The 16086-nt window shown below is 45.9% G+C and carries 12 protein-coding genes; 2 read left to right on the top strand and 10 right to left on the bottom strand.

The features are described from left to right. The first annotated feature begins 37 nt into the window (after positions 1–37). Positions 38–1585, top strand: a complete 1548-nt coding sequence (locus AACW75_RS08115) for an alanine/glycine:cation symporter family protein (RefSeq protein WP_017074142.1) — start codon at positions 38–40, stop codon at positions 1583–1585. 160 nt (positions 1586–1745) lie between these two features. Here the strand turns inward: AACW75_RS08115 and AACW75_RS08120 are convergent, their stop codons facing one another. The 5 genes from AACW75_RS08120 to guaB form a co-directional block, all read right to left on the bottom strand. Continuing rightward, entirely contained in the window at positions 1746–2339 is a 594-nt protein-coding gene (locus AACW75_RS08120; RefSeq protein ID WP_010440610.1) for an acetate uptake transporter, read from the bottom strand. A gap of 478 nt (positions 2340–2817) precedes the next feature. After that, positions 2818–4368 carry a Na+/H+ antiporter NhaC family protein gene (locus AACW75_RS08125; RefSeq protein ID WP_145570574.1) on the bottom strand — a complete coding sequence of 517 codons (1551 nt, stop codon included), beginning with the start codon at positions 4366–4368 and terminating at the stop codon, positions 2818–2820. A 274-nt stretch (positions 4369–4642) separates the two neighbouring features. Then, the gene (locus AACW75_RS08130) at positions 4643–6370 is read right to left on the bottom strand and encodes a chitinase (protein WP_145570572.1); all 1728 of its coding nucleotides are present in this window, start codon (positions 6368–6370) and stop codon (positions 4643–4645) included. A gap of 306 nt (positions 6371–6676) precedes the next feature. After that, a complete protein-coding gene (gene guaA, locus AACW75_RS08135) occupies positions 6677–8230 on the bottom strand; it encodes a glutamine-hydrolyzing GMP synthase (protein WP_145570570.1) in 1554 nt (517 codons plus the stop codon). Positions 8231–8432: 202 nt separating this feature from the next. Next, entirely contained in the window at positions 8433–9896 is a 1464-nt protein-coding gene (guaB, locus tag AACW75_RS08140) for an IMP dehydrogenase (protein ID WP_017074138.1), read from the bottom strand. 269 nt (positions 9897–10165) lie between these two features. Here guaB and xseA point away from each other — a divergent pair, with 269 nt between their 5' ends. After that, on the top strand, positions 10166–11512 hold the full coding sequence (gene xseA / locus AACW75_RS08145; RefSeq protein WP_145570568.1) for an exodeoxyribonuclease VII large subunit: 1347 nt from the start codon (positions 10166–10168) through the stop codon (positions 11510–11512). Positions 11513–11638: 126 nt separating this feature from the next. Here the strand turns inward: xseA and ureG are convergent, their stop codons facing one another. From ureG to ureC, 5 genes are all read right to left on the bottom strand, one after another. Next, complete coding sequence (gene ureG / locus AACW75_RS08150; RefSeq protein ID WP_004735125.1) at positions 11639–12280, bottom strand: urease accessory protein UreG; 642 nt, start codon at positions 12278–12280, stop codon at positions 11639–11641. 46 nt (positions 12281–12326) lie between these two features. After that, on the bottom strand, positions 12327–13007 hold the full coding sequence (locus AACW75_RS08155) for an urease accessory protein UreF (protein WP_135455528.1): 681 nt from the start codon (positions 13005–13007) through the stop codon (positions 12327–12329). A 40-nt stretch (positions 13008–13047) separates the two neighbouring features. Beyond that, complete coding sequence (locus AACW75_RS08160) at positions 13048–13644, bottom strand: HupE/UreJ family protein (RefSeq protein ID WP_145570566.1); 597 nt, start codon at positions 13642–13644, stop codon at positions 13048–13050. Positions 13645–13718: 74 nt separating this feature from the next. Next, positions 13719–14171, bottom strand: a complete 453-nt coding sequence (gene ureE / locus AACW75_RS08165; RefSeq protein ID WP_114633024.1) for an urease accessory protein UreE — start codon at positions 14169–14171, stop codon at positions 13719–13721. Positions 14172–14341: 170 nt separating this feature from the next. After that, on the bottom strand, positions 14342–16045 hold the full coding sequence (ureC, locus tag AACW75_RS08170; protein WP_145570564.1) for an urease subunit alpha: 1704 nt from the start codon (positions 16043–16045) through the stop codon (positions 14342–14344). Positions 16046–16086 lie beyond the last annotated feature (41 nt).

Genomic DNA, 16086 nt, shown 5'->3' on the forward strand with positions numbered 1-16086 from the left:
AAAACAATCATAAGTAAAACTAACAGGGAAAATACTCATGCAGTCATTCGTTGATTTTTTGAATGGAATAATCTGGAGCCCAGTACTTATCTACCTATGTTTAGGTGCAGGTCTGTTCTACTCCATCATGACTCGATTTGTTCAAATCCGTCACTTCTTTGAAATGTGGCGCTTGTTACTATCGGGTAAAAGCTCAGAAAAAGGCATCTCGTCTTTCCAAGCTCTAGCCGTTTCGCTATCTGGCCGAGTAGGTACAGGTAACATTGCCGGTGTTGCTGCCGCTATCGGTTTCGGTGGCCCAGGTGCAGTATTCTGGATGTGGGTTGTAGCCTTCTTTGGCGCCGCGACTGCTTACGCAGAATCAACGTTAGCGCAAATATACAAAGAAGAAGACGAAGGCCAGTTCCGTGGTGGTCCGGCTTACTACATCGAAAAAGCGATGGGTCAAAAGTGGTACGCATGGATTTTCGCTATCTCGACTATTTTTGCATGTGGTATTTTACTTCCAGGTGTTCAGTCAAACAGTATTGGTAATGCTGTAGAAGCTGCATTTGGCTCAGGAGATATGATTGAAACAGCTATCGGTACATTCAGTTTTGCTAAAATTTTCACTGGTACTGTTGTTGCTATCATCCTTGCTTTCATCATCTTTGGCGGTGTTAAACGTATTGCGAACTTCACACAAATTGTTGTTCCATTCATGGCATTGGCTTACATCATTATCGCGTTCGTTATCATCTTGCTAAACATCGGCCAAGTGCCCGCTGTTTTCGGAATGATTCTTGGCGATGCATTCACACCTATGGCGGGCTTTGGTGCTGCAATTGGTTGGGGTGTTAAGCGTGGTGTTTACTCAAACGAAGCAGGTCAAGGTACAGGCCCTCATGCGGCTGCGGCGGCAAATGTCGATCACCCAGCTCAGCAAGGTTTGGTACAAGCGTTCTCTATCTACATTGATACTCTTCTAGTATGTTCTGCTACAGCGTTCATGATCATCATCACTGGTGCTTACAACGTTCACGGTGGCGCTGAAGGTGTGTTCCTTGTTCAGAACCTAGCAGCAAACATTGGTGCGAATGGTCCTGTATTTACACAGCTTGCTATTGAAAGTGCACTACCAGGCATTGGTAAGCCGTTCATCGCATTTGCTCTGTTCTTCTTCGCATTTACAACGATTCTTGCTTACTACTACATCGCAGAAACAAACATTGCTTACCTACGTCGTACCATCAAGATCCCTGGCATGATGTTCGTACTTAAGCTTGTTCTTATTACTGCTGTTTTCTATGGCACAGTTAAAACCGCAAACCTTGCATGGGCAATGGGTGATGTTGGTGTTGGCTTGATGGCATGGTTAAACATTGTTGGTATTCTGATTATCTTCTTCATGTCGAAGCCTGCGCTTAAAGCTCTAGCCGACTACGAAGAACAACAGAAACAAGGCGTAACTGAGTACACATTTAACCCTGTAAAACTTGGCATTAAAGGTGCTACTTACTGGGAAGAGAAGTACAAACGTAAGACAGGTAAATCTCCAGAAGCAGAAGCTGCAGACGGTAAACCTGTAGAGCAACCATCATCTTAAGATTGCTTTAGCAAGCAAGATTATTTTAACAAGTAAATTGCTTTAACTAACGCGATACATAACGCATAAAAAAGGGGTTAGCCATTTCGGCTAACCCCTTTTGTTTTATTCATAACCAATAAACGGCTTATAACAAACTAACTGTTCCCGAGTTAGAGTATTAAGCAGCGATTTCTTGTGTTGCCATTTGAGGTGCTTTCTTCTCACCGATAGGCAGTACTGTACGGCCGTATTCGTTGTTGATTACTTGTGCCATTGCAAAGTAGATAGCCGATGCGCCACAGAAAATACCTTCAAAACCAGCGATAGTGCCGATTAGTTCACTGCCAGTGAAATCACGAGCTGCAAGTAGGAAGAACAGGATCGTTAGTGAACCGAATACTACTTGCTTCGCAACTGGGTAACATAGAGAACCGATGAACATGAAGCCTGTGAAGATGCCCCATAGTAATAGGTACCACCCCATGAATGCAGCAGGGCTTGCTGGAAGGCCCATGTAAGGCATCACGATCAAACCAACTAGAGATAACCAAAATAGGCCGTATGAAGTAAATGCTGTCGTACCGAACGTGTCACCACGTTTGAAACACATAGTGCCCACGATAACTTGGCTCAAACCACCGTAAAAAATACCCATTGCAAGAATCATAGAATCGATTGGGAAGAAACCTGCGTTGTGGATATTAAGAAGAATGGTGGTCATACCGAAACCCATTAAGCCTAGTGGCGCTGGGTTAGCTAGTTTGGTGGACATTGCGAATTTACCTTATTAAAGTGGTTGATTAAAAAAAAACGATAAAAATTATCAGAAAATTTTAATATATAAACCGTACAACTAGGTAATCCAGTTATCGCAAACTAAGATTGTACAAATGATCTTATGGAAAATTAGTTTCATAACCAGCCTGTTTAATTCACCGAGACTATCAATAAACAAATTCCCTATCACGCTCGTTGCCCACTGTAGGGAATGACGAGAGAGGTAAGTGTCGAGGCAATTAGATAGAGGCTGGTGCTACATTATTCCAGAATCGAGGGGCGAGGTACTGGTATCTACTCTTCGATATAAACTCTTACGGCACATACAAGAGATTCCCTATCACGTTCGTTCCGCACTGTAGGGAATGACGCGTGAGGTAAGTGTTGGGGTAATTAGATAAAAGCTGGGGCTACGTCATTCCAGAATCGAGGGACGAGATATCTGGAATCTCGCCCTCTTCTGTAATCTTAAATTACGCTTGTTGAGTTTTAGAATCAGACACTTGAGATTGAACTTCTGAAGAAGCGTTTTTACTCGCATCGCGTTTAGCTAACAGAGTCACAAGGATAAGCTGAGCAACAAGAGCGCCCAGCACAACCAATGCACTTCCAGTAAAGCCAGCCACTACAAAACTAACCAAAGCGATGGAGCCGTTCATCAACGCATAAGGAAGCTGTGTCTTAAAGTGTTCAAATTGATCACACCCTGCACCTGTTGAGGAAAGAATGGTTGTTTCAGAGATCGGTGAACAATGGTCACCAAACAAACCACCAGACAACACAGCTCCAATTGCGACGAGTAGCGGTGCATCGATCGCAATAGCGGTTGGAATGACCAATGGCATCATAATCGCGAAGGTTCCCCACGACGATCCAGTAGCGAATGAAATGATAGCCGATAATAAAAACGCAACCGCAGGCACTAACCAATATGGAAAGCCGCTCTGTGCTTGCTCTGCAATATAAGCCGCCGCACCTAACTCTTTACCTACCGTACTTAACGCCCATGCCAGTACCAAGATGATCGCTACGGGCATCATGTTTCCCATGCCTTTTAAATACACTGAAACACCATCAGACAGCTTTCTTACACCGTAGTAAGCCATTAGCGAGATCAAAGTAATCGCCGCAAAGAAATAAGCCGATGATAAAGCCGCTCTGAATGATGAACCCGCGACCTTTTGAAACGGGAAGCCTTGTGGAACTAACATGGTACACAACACCACCAGCATCACTAACAATGGAGCCCAAACAAAAGATGCCTTTGCATTTTTATGCGAGAACGGATTCAGTGAGTCGTTATTCACGCCAGTATCGATTCCCGCTTGGCAATCACGCTCGGCTTTTGCCATTGGCCCAAAGTCTAAACCTTTAACGGACACTAACGGGACGATGAAAATCGCTAGGAATGCGTAGAACTGAAAAGGAATCGCACCGATGAAGGCATCCCAATCAGACATGTTGACATTCAACGCCGTGAATTCTTTTTGAATCAGACTCATGATGTAAACGCCCCATCCAATGAAAGGGATAAGAATAGCAACGGGCGACGAGGTTGAGTCGATGATGAATGCTAGCTTCTGTCTTGAGAGTTTCAGTTTATCGAAAAGGGGACGAAAAACAGGGCCAACAATTAACGGAGTACCTAAGTCTGAGAAAAATATAACGATTCCACCCAACCAAGCAGACACTTGAGCTTGGCATTTGTTGCTTACCCATTGAGTCACTCGCTTTGCAAACGCAACACCACCGCCCGACTTCTCCATCAGAGCAACAAAGCCACCGATGAACACCAACAGCATGATCACACCTGCGTTATAGCTGTCGGTAAGTTGAGGGACTAAGTAACCTTTCACCATGGTACCAAACGTATCAAGAGGATTAAGTTCGCTAAACATACCAGTGAGCATTGCTACACCACTCAATACGCCAGCAAAAAGGCCAATCACCACATTCCTTGTCGCCAACGACAACACCAAAGTAATCACAATGGGGATGAGTGACGTGATATCTGTCTGTTCCATAGGTACACCTTAACCCTAAAATTAAAAGAATAAATATAAATTAAAATTGAATATAAATTCACACCACTCATTTGTACAGAACTTTATCCTCTAACTGGATAATTAGTCTTTAAATACGCTTCAACATAGCCAAATAGACCAATAGCCCTCCTTAGATAGCCAAGTTCGAAACGAAAAAAAGCCGAAAGTAGAAACTTTCGGCTTTTGATTATTTATATCATTATGATCGTACTACTGAACTCGTCGGTTAGATCGCTTTTCAGTATTCAGACGATCAATTACAGCTAATTTCATCCCAGAACCAATTCGACTGAACAGGGCTTTCCCATACACCTGGGCCGTTTTTAGCCACGAAACACTTGCCGTTATGCGTCACTTTATCACCGTTACTCACTTGGCTAACGCCCGCTTGCCATGTGATAAACACCGATGGGTCAACGATGACAGGCGGCTCAGTAACAGGCGGTTCTGTGATTGGTGGGTCAACAGGTGTTGGGTCTACCGGAGCAGGATCGACAGGCACAGGGTCAACTGGCGGCGGATCTGTCACTACTGGTGGTGTTGGCTCACCCGCTACTAATTTCCAAGGGCCGCCATTGGCAGGGTCATCCCCTTGTGTCCACCATTTCGCTTCGTAGGTTGCACCGTTGTGAGTCACTTGGTCACCCGCGTTATAAACCTTCGTCGCACTCCAACCGTTACCACCGGGATCAGTACCAGGGTCTACCGGATCAAGCTTGTCGACCACTTTCACTTCAGGCCAGCTCGCATGAGAACCATAAAAGTTGGTCACACACTTCTCGTAATCGCCAGCCACCAGCGCTGAATATGCCGTTTGGAATCCAACCAACTCACATTCAAATGAGTAGCCTTCTGGGCGGTCTGCGTAGTATTTCCAGTTCCCATCCCAGTTGGTGTACAACACATCGGTCGCGCCGTTGAGATTCAAGCTTCCGTAAGGCGTTTGCTGCCAACAAGTATTGGCTTCATCCGCTTCTACAGGAATTTCATAGTGCGCAGCTAACCCTTCCCAATAACGAATACGGTTAACAGGTTGGCCTTTGTCTTTATTTTGCTCACCACACTCGATACCGCCATTAATCACGTTGATCGTGGTACCAAATCCATAGCCAATTCCCGCATCCAATTCGCGCTGAGAGGGTGTCCAAGTACGGTCGATCACGTGCAGCATTGCTGGTTTAGGTGCTTGAGGAGTAAGGAAGAACCAGATAGCAGAAGCCAAGTTCAACCATGAATCAGCGACTAAGCCCGGATTATTCAGTAACACCGTTGCATCGCCATCAAACATCACTTCAGAGAAAGCGCCGTAGTTAAAATGGTAAGAAAGCTGTTTAGCACCACGCCCAAAGTAACCCTGCCCAGCGGCACAAGGCCAACGTGCATTCTGCCAATCGTTCTGACCACAACCCGTGGTGTAACCTTCTTGACCTTCAGACCAACCCATTTCACGAACATGTACCAGCGCTTGTTGCCATTCTTCTAGAGCTAATGGGTTATCGGAGGTGTTATCTATCGCTATGTGCCCGCCCGTCTCTTGTGAGAAGTGAGCAAATGCCGTGACAATGGATTTCTTACAGATAGCGTCGGAGTCGCGGCCATCGGTGTACTCTCCACAGAAGGCTGGGAATTTGCCAATCGCACGTAAGAAACGGGTGTATGTGTATTCTGGCGCCGCCATTTGAGTGAGGAAATCCCATTCAGATTGAGGGAATACACGCTCCACTCGTTTCACGTTTTCAGGGTTAGAGGCTAAGCCCGGCTCAATCGCTTCAACAATACTATTGGGACGAGTTTGTAATGCTTGCGACCAGATCGCATACATAGGATCGGATGTTTTCGCTTGTTCAGCAGCTTGTAATGCCGACTTTTCAACAAGGTAGCCATTCGGGTTTTGCGGATCAGGTTGGATGTTCAAAGACGCATGACTTTGCGCTGCCAATGTGCAGCCGAGCACTGTCGCCAAATATTTGATTTTTAGCATGATGGATTCTCTTATCTGTCCTTAATAAGTCCATCAAAGAGTATGCTTCACATGTAAAATGGCCTAGCTGTAGCGGTGTGAATTTATAAAAAGTGCGAGTGATAGTTTTATGTATAGTTAAACGTAACAATGCGTCTCATACTTTCTTGAGCTGATATCTAATTTCCAACTCATTTGGTTTCTAGAGGTTAGATATGGCTCTTTAATACCCTGAATCAGAAAGAAAAAAGCCCCGAACTGAGTTCGAGGCTTTTAATAATTAAGTCAAATAATAGCTAAATCAACGCTGGTTAAATCTCTAAGAGATTATTCCCACTCGATAGTTGCTGGTGGCTTACCAGAAATATCGTAAACAACACGCGAAATGCCGTTAACTTCGTTGATAATACGGTTAGAAACCTTACCTAGGAAGTCGTATGGTAGGTGTGCCCAGTGAGCAGTCATGAAGTCGATAGTTTCTACAGCACGTAGAGATACAACCCAATCGTACTTACGGCCATCGCCCATTACGCCAACTGAACGTACTGGTAGGAATACCGTGAATGCTTGAGATACTTTGTGGTAAAGGTCAGCAGCGTGAAGTTCTTCAATGAAGATAGCATCAGCACGACGCAGTAAATCACAGTACTCTTTCTTAACTTCGCCAAGTACACGAACACCTAGACCAGGACCCGGGAATGGGTGGCGGTAAAGCATGTTGTATGGAAGACCAAGCTCTAGGCCGATCTTACGTACTTCATCTTTAAACAGCTCACGTAGAGGCTCAACAAGGCCCATTTCCATCTCATCAGGAAGACCACCAACGTTGTGGTGAGATTTGATTACGTGTGCTTTGCCAGTCTTAGATGCAGCAGACTCGATTACGTCTGGGTAGATAGTACCCTGAGCAAGCCATTTTGCATTTTTCAGTTTCTTAGATTCTTCATCGAAGATATCTACGAATACGTGACCAATGATCTTACGCTTAGCTTCTGGTTCAGCTTCGCCTTCCAGAGCGTTAAGGAAACGTTCTTCAGCATCGACCTTAATGATCTTAAGCCCGAATTGGTCACCAAACATATCCATAACCTGCTCGCCTTCGTTTAAACGAAGAAGACCGTTATCAACAAATACACATGTTAGTTTGTCGCCGATAGCGCGGTGAGCAAGCATTGCAACTACTGATGAGTCAACACCACCAGAAAGGCCAAGGATAACTTCATCGTCACCTACTTGTTCTTTAATACGTGCAACAGCATCTTCAATGATTGAAGCTGAAGTCCACAGACCTTCACAACCACACGCGTTAAGAACGAAGTTCTCAAGCATTTTTAGGCCGTTTTTAGTGTGTGTTACTTCTGGGTGGAATTGAACACCGTAGTATTTCTTATCTTCGTTTGCCATTGCTGCGTATGGGCAAGTGTCTGTCTCTGCGATTTTTGTGAAATCTGCAGGGATTTCAACCACTTTGTCACCGTGGCTCATCCAAACATCTTGAGTCGTCTCAAGGTCAGCAAAAAGTGCAGATTCACCCGTTACTTGTACCGCTGCGTAGCCGAACTCGCGCTCAGTAGACGTTGCTACTTTACCGCCAAGTTGCTCAGCCATAGTTTGCATGCCGTAGCAGATACCGAAGACAGGAACACCTGAATCAAATACGTACTGAGGTGCACGTGGAGAATTCTCTTCCGTTACACTTTCAGGGCCACCAGATAGGATGATGCCGTCTGGATTGAATTCACGAATATCCGCTTCTTCTACGTCCCAGCTCCAAAGTTCACAGTAAACACCGATCTCACGAATACGACGAGCAACTAGCTGTGTGTATTGAGAACCGAAGTCCAGAATTAGAATACGTTGGTCATGAATATTTTTAGTCATTATAAGCAGTCTTATTGGCTATGTGATAAAACGGAGGCGAGTTTACTCACCTCTGATTAACTCTTCAAGAAATAAAGCAAACGTTTTCGTTAGATATCTTTAACCACGTGTTTTGAGAAAATCGGATTTTTAACAAAACAGACGGTAGATAAAATAATGTGCCGACTAAATCAGCACATTATTCAAACGTTTGGACGTATCATTAACCTAAACGGTAGTTAGGTGCTTCTTTCGTGATTTGAACATCGTGTACGTGAGATTCTTTCATGCCCGCACCAGAGATACGAACAAACTCAGCTTTAGTACGCATATCTTCAACAGTTGCAGAACCCGTTAGGCCCATGCTTGAGCGTAAGCCGCCCATCTGTTGGTGAACGATCTCTTTTAGACGACCTTTGTATGCGATACGACCTTCAATACCTTCTGGAACAAGCTTGTCTGCAGCGTTGTCAGATTGGAAGTAACGGTCAGAAGAACCTTGAGACATAGCGCCAAGAGAACCCATACCACGGTAAGACTTGTAAGAGCGACCGTTGTAAAGGATAACTTCACCCGGTGCTTCTTCAGTACCCGCGAACATTGAACCAACCATCACACAAGATGCGCCAGCAACGATAGCTTTACAGATGTCGCCAGAGAAGCGAATGCCGCCATCTGCGATTACTGGAATACCGTATTCGTTAGCAACTTCAGCTGCGTCTGCGATTGCTGTTACTTGAGGAACACCAACACCAGTAACGATACGAGTAGTACAGATTGAACCCGGGCCGATACCTACTTTAACCGCACTAACACCTGCTTCGATAAGAGCACGAGCGCCAGCGCCAGTTGCTACGTTACCACCGATAATTTGTAGATCAGGGTATGCAGCGCGCGTATCACGGATACGGTTAAGTACGCCTTCTGAGTGACCGTGTGAAGAGTCGATAAGTAGAACGTCTACGCCAGCTTCAACAAGTGCAGCAACGCGCTCTTCGTTACCAGCACCAGCACCAACAGCTGCACCTACACGTAGGCTGCCGCGCTCATCTTTACAAGCATTTGGTTTACGTTCTGCTTTGTGGAAATCTTTTGCAGTGATCATTCCAGTTAGTTGGAAGTCATCATTTACAACAAGAACTTTTTCAACACGCGCTTCGTGCATTTTCTCTTGAACTTCTTCACGAGTTGCACCTTCTTTAACAGAAGCAAGGCGAGATTTAGGCGTCATTACTACATCAACTTTCTTAGAAAGGTCAGTAACAAAGCGAACGTCACGGCCAGTAATAATACCAACAAGTTCGTTTGTTTCAGTAATAACAGGGAAACCGGCAAAGCCGTGTTTTTCAGTAAGGGCTACAACATCAGCGATTGTCGCGTCAGGGTTTACAGTCACTGGGTGAGAAACCACACCTGCTTCGTAAATTTTAACCTGGCGAACCATTTCAGCTTGCTGTTCAATAGACATGTTCTTATGAATGAAGCCTATTCCGCCTTCTTGTGCCAGTGCAATCGCTAGGCGAGCTTCTGTCACAGTATCCATCGATGCAGAGATCATTGGGATGTTTAGGGAAATATTCTTCGTCAACTGAGTGCGAAGATCAGCTGTATTAGGGAGAACGGTGGAGTGTGCTGGCACTAGCAGTACGTCGTCGAATGTCAGCGCTTCTTTGGCAATTCTTAGCATTTGCAATATCTCACAATAATAGGAGTAAAAAGAAACAATCCAATCTCATCGTTTCGCCTAATGAGGGCAGCCAATTAAGGAAAATTAAACTGCATTTGGATTAGATATTGCGGACGGATTATACGGCCAACGAAATCGCTTGGCTACACATTTTTGTATTTTTAATTTGCATTTACCCCCTTGCTATGTATTATATTGCCGCTATCTTCCATACTCACGCCCTGTGAGATTCCAAGAAAGACCTTCCTTCAAGGAAAGATAGCGCTTTTATGACCAATCCAAACATCTTTACTGTTTCTCGCCTCAACTCAGAGGTTCGTCTCCTATTAGAAAATGAAATGGGGATAGTCTGGCTTGTTGGTGAAATCTCAAACTTCTCGGCTCCTGTCTCAGGTCACTGGTACCTCACGCTTAAAGACTCGCGCGCTCAAGTTAAATGCGCAATGTTTCGAGGCAATAATCGTCGCGTCACTTTTAAACCTCAGAACGGCAATCAAGTTTTAGTCAAAGCGCGACTGTCTCTTTACGAGCCTCGTGGTGACTATCAATTAATCATTGAAAGCATGCAGCCAGAAGGTGACGGTAAGCTTCAGCAAGAGTTCGAAAAGCTGAAGATGAACCTCGCCGCAGAAGGACTGTTTGCTCAGTCCAGTAAGCAAGTTCTGCCAGAACATCCTAAATGCGTTGGTGTCATCACCTCTAAAACAGGCGCTGCCCTCTTCGATATTCTCGATGTACTGAAAAGACGAGATCCTTCACTGCCTGTCGTCGTTTACCCAACTATGGTTCAAGGCGAAGAAGCGGCGATTCAGATCGCTCAAGCAATTGGACGTGCCAACGAACGCAATGAATGTGACGTATTGATCGTTGGTCGTGGTGGAGGTTCGTTAGAAGATCTATGGTGCTTCAATAACGAGATCGTTGCTCGCACGATTGCAGCAAGTCAAATCCCGATTATCAGTGCTGTTGGCCACGAAGTGGATGTCACTATCGCCGATTTCGTGGCAGACATGCGCGCGCCAACGCCATCAGCGGCAGCTGAACTGGTTAGCCGTGATAACAGCCATAAAGAACAAGCTTTCACGTCTAAACGCGCTCGCTTAGTGAGTGCGATTCGTCATGTGTTAATCAAACAAGCGCAATCAACTCAAACGTTGAAATACCGCTTAGAGAAACAACACCCGAGCTACCAACTGCAAAAGCAGAGTCAGCAGCTTGATGACCTAGACATGCGTTTGCGTCGTGGTATGACTCAATACTTAAAGCAGCATGCACAGCGTGTTGAACGTAAACAGCACCAGCTTCAGTTGAACTCACCAGTGAAGCGTCTTGGTGAACAAAAACTGCATCTACAACGTTCAGAGCAAAAGCTATTAGATGCGATGGATAAAACACTGCTAACCACTCGCCACCAGCTAGCCATGGCCGCCGAGAAGTTAGAAACAGTGAGCCCGCTGGCAACTCTAAAGCGTGGCTACAGCATTACTCATTCCGCATCGAGCAAGACTGTGTCATCAATCAACGATGTTGAGGTGGGCGAAGTGATCACCACCCAAGTTGAAGATGGTGTGATTGAATCGCAAGTGACAACAAGAGTCGCTAAGAGCGAGCTTTAGCTTCGACTAGAGCGTTAGAAATCATTTAAAACCAGAAAGCCCTATCGAATAATCGACAGGGCTTTTTTGTGTCTAATAGATTAGAAAGAAAACGAACGGATTTAAACTCTACTCCCTATTCATAATTCACGACTCAGTCGTAGAAGGCTCCTTCATAGTCAGCATTCCTTCCGTCACAATAAAGTTGATGATGAAGTCCAAACCTTGACTCTCTTTTAGGTTGGTGAACACGTAAGGCTTGGTTGGACGCATGCGCTGCGTGTCTTGCTCCATCACCTCAAGTGACGCACCAACATACGGCGCTAAATCGATCTTGTTGATAACTAACAGATCAGAACGTGTAATACCCGGCCCACCTTTACGTGGGATCTTCTCCCCTTCCGCCACATCGATTACATAGATAGTAAGGTCGGCTAATTCAGGACTGAACGTGGCACTCAGGTTATCGCCACCACTTTCAACGAACACCACATCAAGGTTCTTGTGTAACTTAGCAAGCTCCTCTACGGCAGCTAAGTTCATCGACGCATCTTCACGGATCGCCGTGTGCGGACAGCCACCGGTTTCTACACCAATGATGCGGTCAGGTTCGAGTGCTTCTGCTCGTGTGAGTATCTTGGCATCTTCTTGGGTGTAGATATCGTTGGTTACCACAGCAATGTTTAGCTTGTCGCGAATCGCCTTACATAGCACCTCTAACAATGCTGTTTTACCAGACCCTACCGGGCCACCAATACCAATTCGAAGGGGTTGCTTATAACTTTCCATTGTCTACTTCCTTATATTCTTTTTGCTACATCGCTAGTGCTAACCGCTACGAACGAAATAGTCGTGTGTATTGTGTTTCGTGCAGTGAACTTGCTAATGCCATTGATGGCGAAAAGCTGCCTATCATCCAATCTTCTATCGAGCGTGCCTTTTCGATCACCTCAGGAAAGGTGTTGGTGATATTCATCAATGCCAACTGCCCATCGGTTTGCCCTAAAGGCACCAGTTTCACGCCTGCAGTAACGATATTTTCAAGCCAGCTCCATAAGTAACCTTGCTTGAGGCTTTCTAAATCAATATCCCAATGTTGCGCAGCCATACACATACCCAACAATTGATTTGGGTGACTATCAACAGAATCCACCAGCGAAATATCGATATCTAAGCGCTTCAATAAGGTGTTCAATGCATGCCCACGCTGCTTTTCTTCCGCTCGTAATTCACTGGTTTCACGGCTTGAGTACAAGTAGTTACACCAGTGCTCAACCTCATCAAGTTCACCCTTTTCTAGAGAGTGATAAAGGCGCTCTAAGATGGGTAATTCCAAGGTCGCCACACTGGAGCTGACGATGGTATTAAGCCACTGTTCCATACTATCGCGATTGGTCACCCACCCCGCTTCAACCGCTAACTCGAGACCTTGCGAATAAGTGAAACCACCAATCGGCAACGATGGACTGATCAACTGAAACAGACGATAAATAGCGACATTTTCTGTTGTGTTCATACTCTGCTCTCTGTCTTCTAGAATCGAAAAACTCGAGAGCTTACGCGCCTAACAGCAATAGTGTGCTTACTGAAGCCACACCAACCGACATCCATTTAGAGTAAACCGCGCGGCCAACAAACGTACCGATAACCATTAATGCCAAAGCACTGATGCTCATACCGGTTGCGAACTGAGTCAGGTTGCTCGCAGCTTCAACGCCGTGTGCGTAACCATGGAAAAACAACATAGCAATTGAAGCGACTAATACGCTGTTTACACGCTTGGTTGATGGTGAGAACACGTGCCATAAACATAGGCTGACGACGAACAGAGAAGAGATAATGGCAGGCTCAACAATCACAGAGAAACCTAAGGCTTGGCCAGCGATAAGCCCTACTACCAACGACGCCAATCCACCGCCAATCAGAGCGGCTTTTATCTTGATTGAAAACGAAAGTGCGCCAATTAATAGACCGAAAGCGATCAGCATGATCAGATGATCCATGCCTGTCACCGGGTGAGTTAAGCCAGACATAAACGAGTGGGACTCATGAACCGAATTTGCTCCATGTCCTGGGTGAGCCAAAGCCATCGTTGATGTTGTTAGAGAAGTTATTGTGAAAGTGCATAAGCCTGCAGCTGTTTTAAAGTTCATCGCGAGTTCCTTGCGTTTATAGTTATTAATATTTGTTGTTATATAAATCGTTTAGTGAGTCATCAATGACTCGATTAATGATGGTGATGATGACCACCTGAGCGACCGCCATAAGCGCCGCCTTCTGGTTCAAACGGTTGTTTCTCGGTAGTCACTTTAGCGCCTAAGCCTTCAACCATTTCATCCAAAACATGGTCGTGTTGATAACGAACCCAACCCGCTTCCACTTGCAGCGGAACATGACGGTTACCAAGGTGGTAAGCCACTCGTGTTAACAGGAGCAGGTCTTCACAGTAAACAGTCGAAACGGTTTCAGGTGCCGCTTTCACTTCCACGACCAAGCCACATTCACTTGAGAGTTGTTCACCGCCACGCAAGATATGACCTCGTGGTAGAAACAGCCCTGCATTGCGCCCGTCATCTAGCATCACCTTAAGACGGCTTTTGATGCGGCTATCGATCGGTAGGCTTAGAAAGCCATCTGGAGCCGTGTTCAACTCGGCTTGAATTTGAGTAAGTTCAATCATGCTATTACCTCAATCTCCTTGTGAGATTTATAACGTTCAAAATAGGGTCCCCAAAATAAGAGTGTTCAGTCAAAGATCCCTTAGCTCAGAGCTAAAACAGGAGTCTTCAGCTCAGAGTTAAAATGAGAGCCCTCAGCTAAGCCTTAAAACAAGAGCCTTCAGCCGATCTATTAAAACAAAAAGTACCGCTGAGCCATTGGCAGTTCTTCAGCAGGCTCACATGTCAGCAGCTCCCCATCGGCGCGCACTTGATACGTCTGAGAATCCACCTCAATCTTCGGCATCCAATCATTGAGTTTCATGTCGGCTTTGCTGATGTTTCGGCAGTTACTTACTACGCCAATCAAGCTCTGCAGACCCAACTGTTTATCAATATTCTGCGCTTTGGCTTCCTTAGAGACAAACAGCATTGATGTGTTTTGACATGCCTTTCCGTAGCTACCAAACATAGAGCGGTAGTGAACTGGTTGAGGGGTTGGGATTGAAGCGTTTGGGTCACCCATCGGCGCCATGGCGATCATGCCGCCTTTCAAAATCACACTGGGTTTCACACCAAAGAAAGCGGGCTTCCACAACACTAAGTCTGCTAATTTCCCGGCTTCGATAGAACCGATTTCATGCGACATGCCATGAGTAATCGCTGGATTGATGGTGTACTTAGCGACATAACGTCTTAGACGGAAGTTATCGCTGTAGTCTGAATCTTCTTTTAGGCTGCCACGCTGTACTTTCATCTTGTGCGCGGTTTGCCAAGTTCGAGTTATTACTTCACCCACTCGCCCCATAGCTTGAGAATCCGAAGCGATCATAGAGAACGCGCCTAAATCATGAAGAATGTCTTCAGCGGCAATGGTTTCACGACGAATACGCGACTCGGCGAACGCCACATCTTCAGCAATAGACGGGGAAAGGTGGTGACATACCATCAACATGTCCAAATGCTCATCGACGGTGTTTATGGTGTAAGGTCGTGTTGGGTTAGTTGAAGAAGGCAGAACGTTCGGCTCGCCTGCAGCGCGAATAATATCAGGAGCATGACCACCGCCCGCACCTTCGGTGTGATAGGTATGAATCACGCGGTCGCCGATTGCGCCAAGTGTCGATTCAACAAAGCCAGATTCATTCAAGGTATCGGTATGAATCGCAACTTGTACGTCCATCTCGTCAGCAACGCTCAAGCAGGTATCGATTGAAGCGGGTGTGGTTCCCCAGTCTTCGTGCAACTTCAAACCGACTGCGCCTGCCGCTACTTGTTCACGTAGAGCTTCCGGTTGGCTGGCATTCCCCTTACCGAGCAAACCAAAGTTCATTGGGAATTGATCGAGTGATTCCAGCATGCGGTGCATGTTCCAAGGCCCCGGCGTACATGTGGTTGCGTTGGTACCCGTATTTGGCCCAGTGCCACCGCCAATCATGGTTGTAACACCTGAAGCTAGCGCTTCTTCAATTTGTTGCGGGCAGATAAAGTGGATGTGTGAGTCAATACCACCAGCAGTCAAGATCGAACCTTCGCCCGCTAAAATCTCCGTGCCCGGGCCGATCACAATATCAACGCCCGGTTGAACATCTGGGTTGCCCGCTTTGCCTAATGCCAGAACTCGGCCATCTTTAATTGCGACATCGGCTTTCACGATGCCCCAGTAGTCTAATACGATGGCGTTGGTGATCACCAAATCCGGTGTCTCAGCACTTGGACGTTGGCTTTGCCCTTGTCCATCACGGATAACTTTACCTCCGCCGAATTTCACTTCGTCGCCGTAAACCGTGTAATCTTTTTCAACTTCTAACCATAAATCGGTGTCAGCAAGACGCACTCGGTCTCCAACTGTTGGCCCGAACATTTCCGCGTAAGCCTGTCTGGATATCGTCGCCATGATCAATCCTTTGTTGTTTTAATTATTTCCGTGAAGAGCGC

Origin of the sequence: Vibrio sp. L3-7 (assembly GCF_963898195.1) — a bacterium.
Taxonomy (GTDB): Bacteria; Pseudomonadota; Gammaproteobacteria; order Enterobacterales; family Vibrionaceae; genus Vibrio; species Vibrio echinoideorum.

Bases quoted from the DNA above. Each gene is read 5' to 3' on its own strand.
- AACW75_RS08115 (WP_017074142.1), top strand. From the start codon at position 38: ATGCAGTCATTCGTTGATTTTTTGAATGGAATAATCTGGAGCCCAGTA.
- AACW75_RS08120 (WP_010440610.1), bottom strand. From the start codon at position 2,339: ATGTCCACCAAACTAGCTAACCCAGCGCCACTAGGCTTAATGGGTTTC.
- AACW75_RS08125 (WP_145570574.1), bottom strand. From the start codon at position 4,368: ATGGAACAGACAGATATCACGTCACTCATCCCCATTGTGATTACTTTG.
- AACW75_RS08130 (WP_145570572.1), bottom strand. From the start codon at position 6,370: ATGCTAAAAATCAAATATTTGGCGACAGTGCTCGGCTGCACATTGGCA.
- guaA (WP_145570570.1), bottom strand. From the start codon at position 8,230: ATGACTAAAAATATTCATGACCAACGTATTCTAATTCTGGACTTCGGT.
- guaB (WP_017074138.1), bottom strand. From the start codon at position 9,896: ATGCTAAGAATTGCCAAAGAAGCGCTGACATTCGACGACGTACTGCTA.
- xseA (WP_145570568.1), top strand. From the start codon at position 10,166: ATGACCAATCCAAACATCTTTACTGTTTCTCGCCTCAACTCAGAGGTT.
- ureG (WP_004735125.1), bottom strand. From the start codon at position 12,280: ATGGAAAGTTATAAGCAACCCCTTCGAATTGGTATTGGTGGCCCGGTA.
- AACW75_RS08155 (WP_135455528.1), bottom strand. From the start codon at position 13,007: ATGAACACAACAGAAAATGTCGCTATTTATCGTCTGTTTCAGTTGATC.
- AACW75_RS08160 (WP_145570566.1), bottom strand. From the start codon at position 13,644: ATGAACTTTAAAACAGCTGCAGGCTTATGCACTTTCACAATAACTTCT.
- ureE (WP_114633024.1), bottom strand. From the start codon at position 14,171: ATGATTGAACTTACTCAAATTCAAGCCGAGTTGAACACGGCTCCAGAT.
- ureC (WP_145570564.1), bottom strand. From the start codon at position 16,045: ATGGCGACGATATCCAGACAGGCTTACGCGGAAATGTTCGGGCCAACA.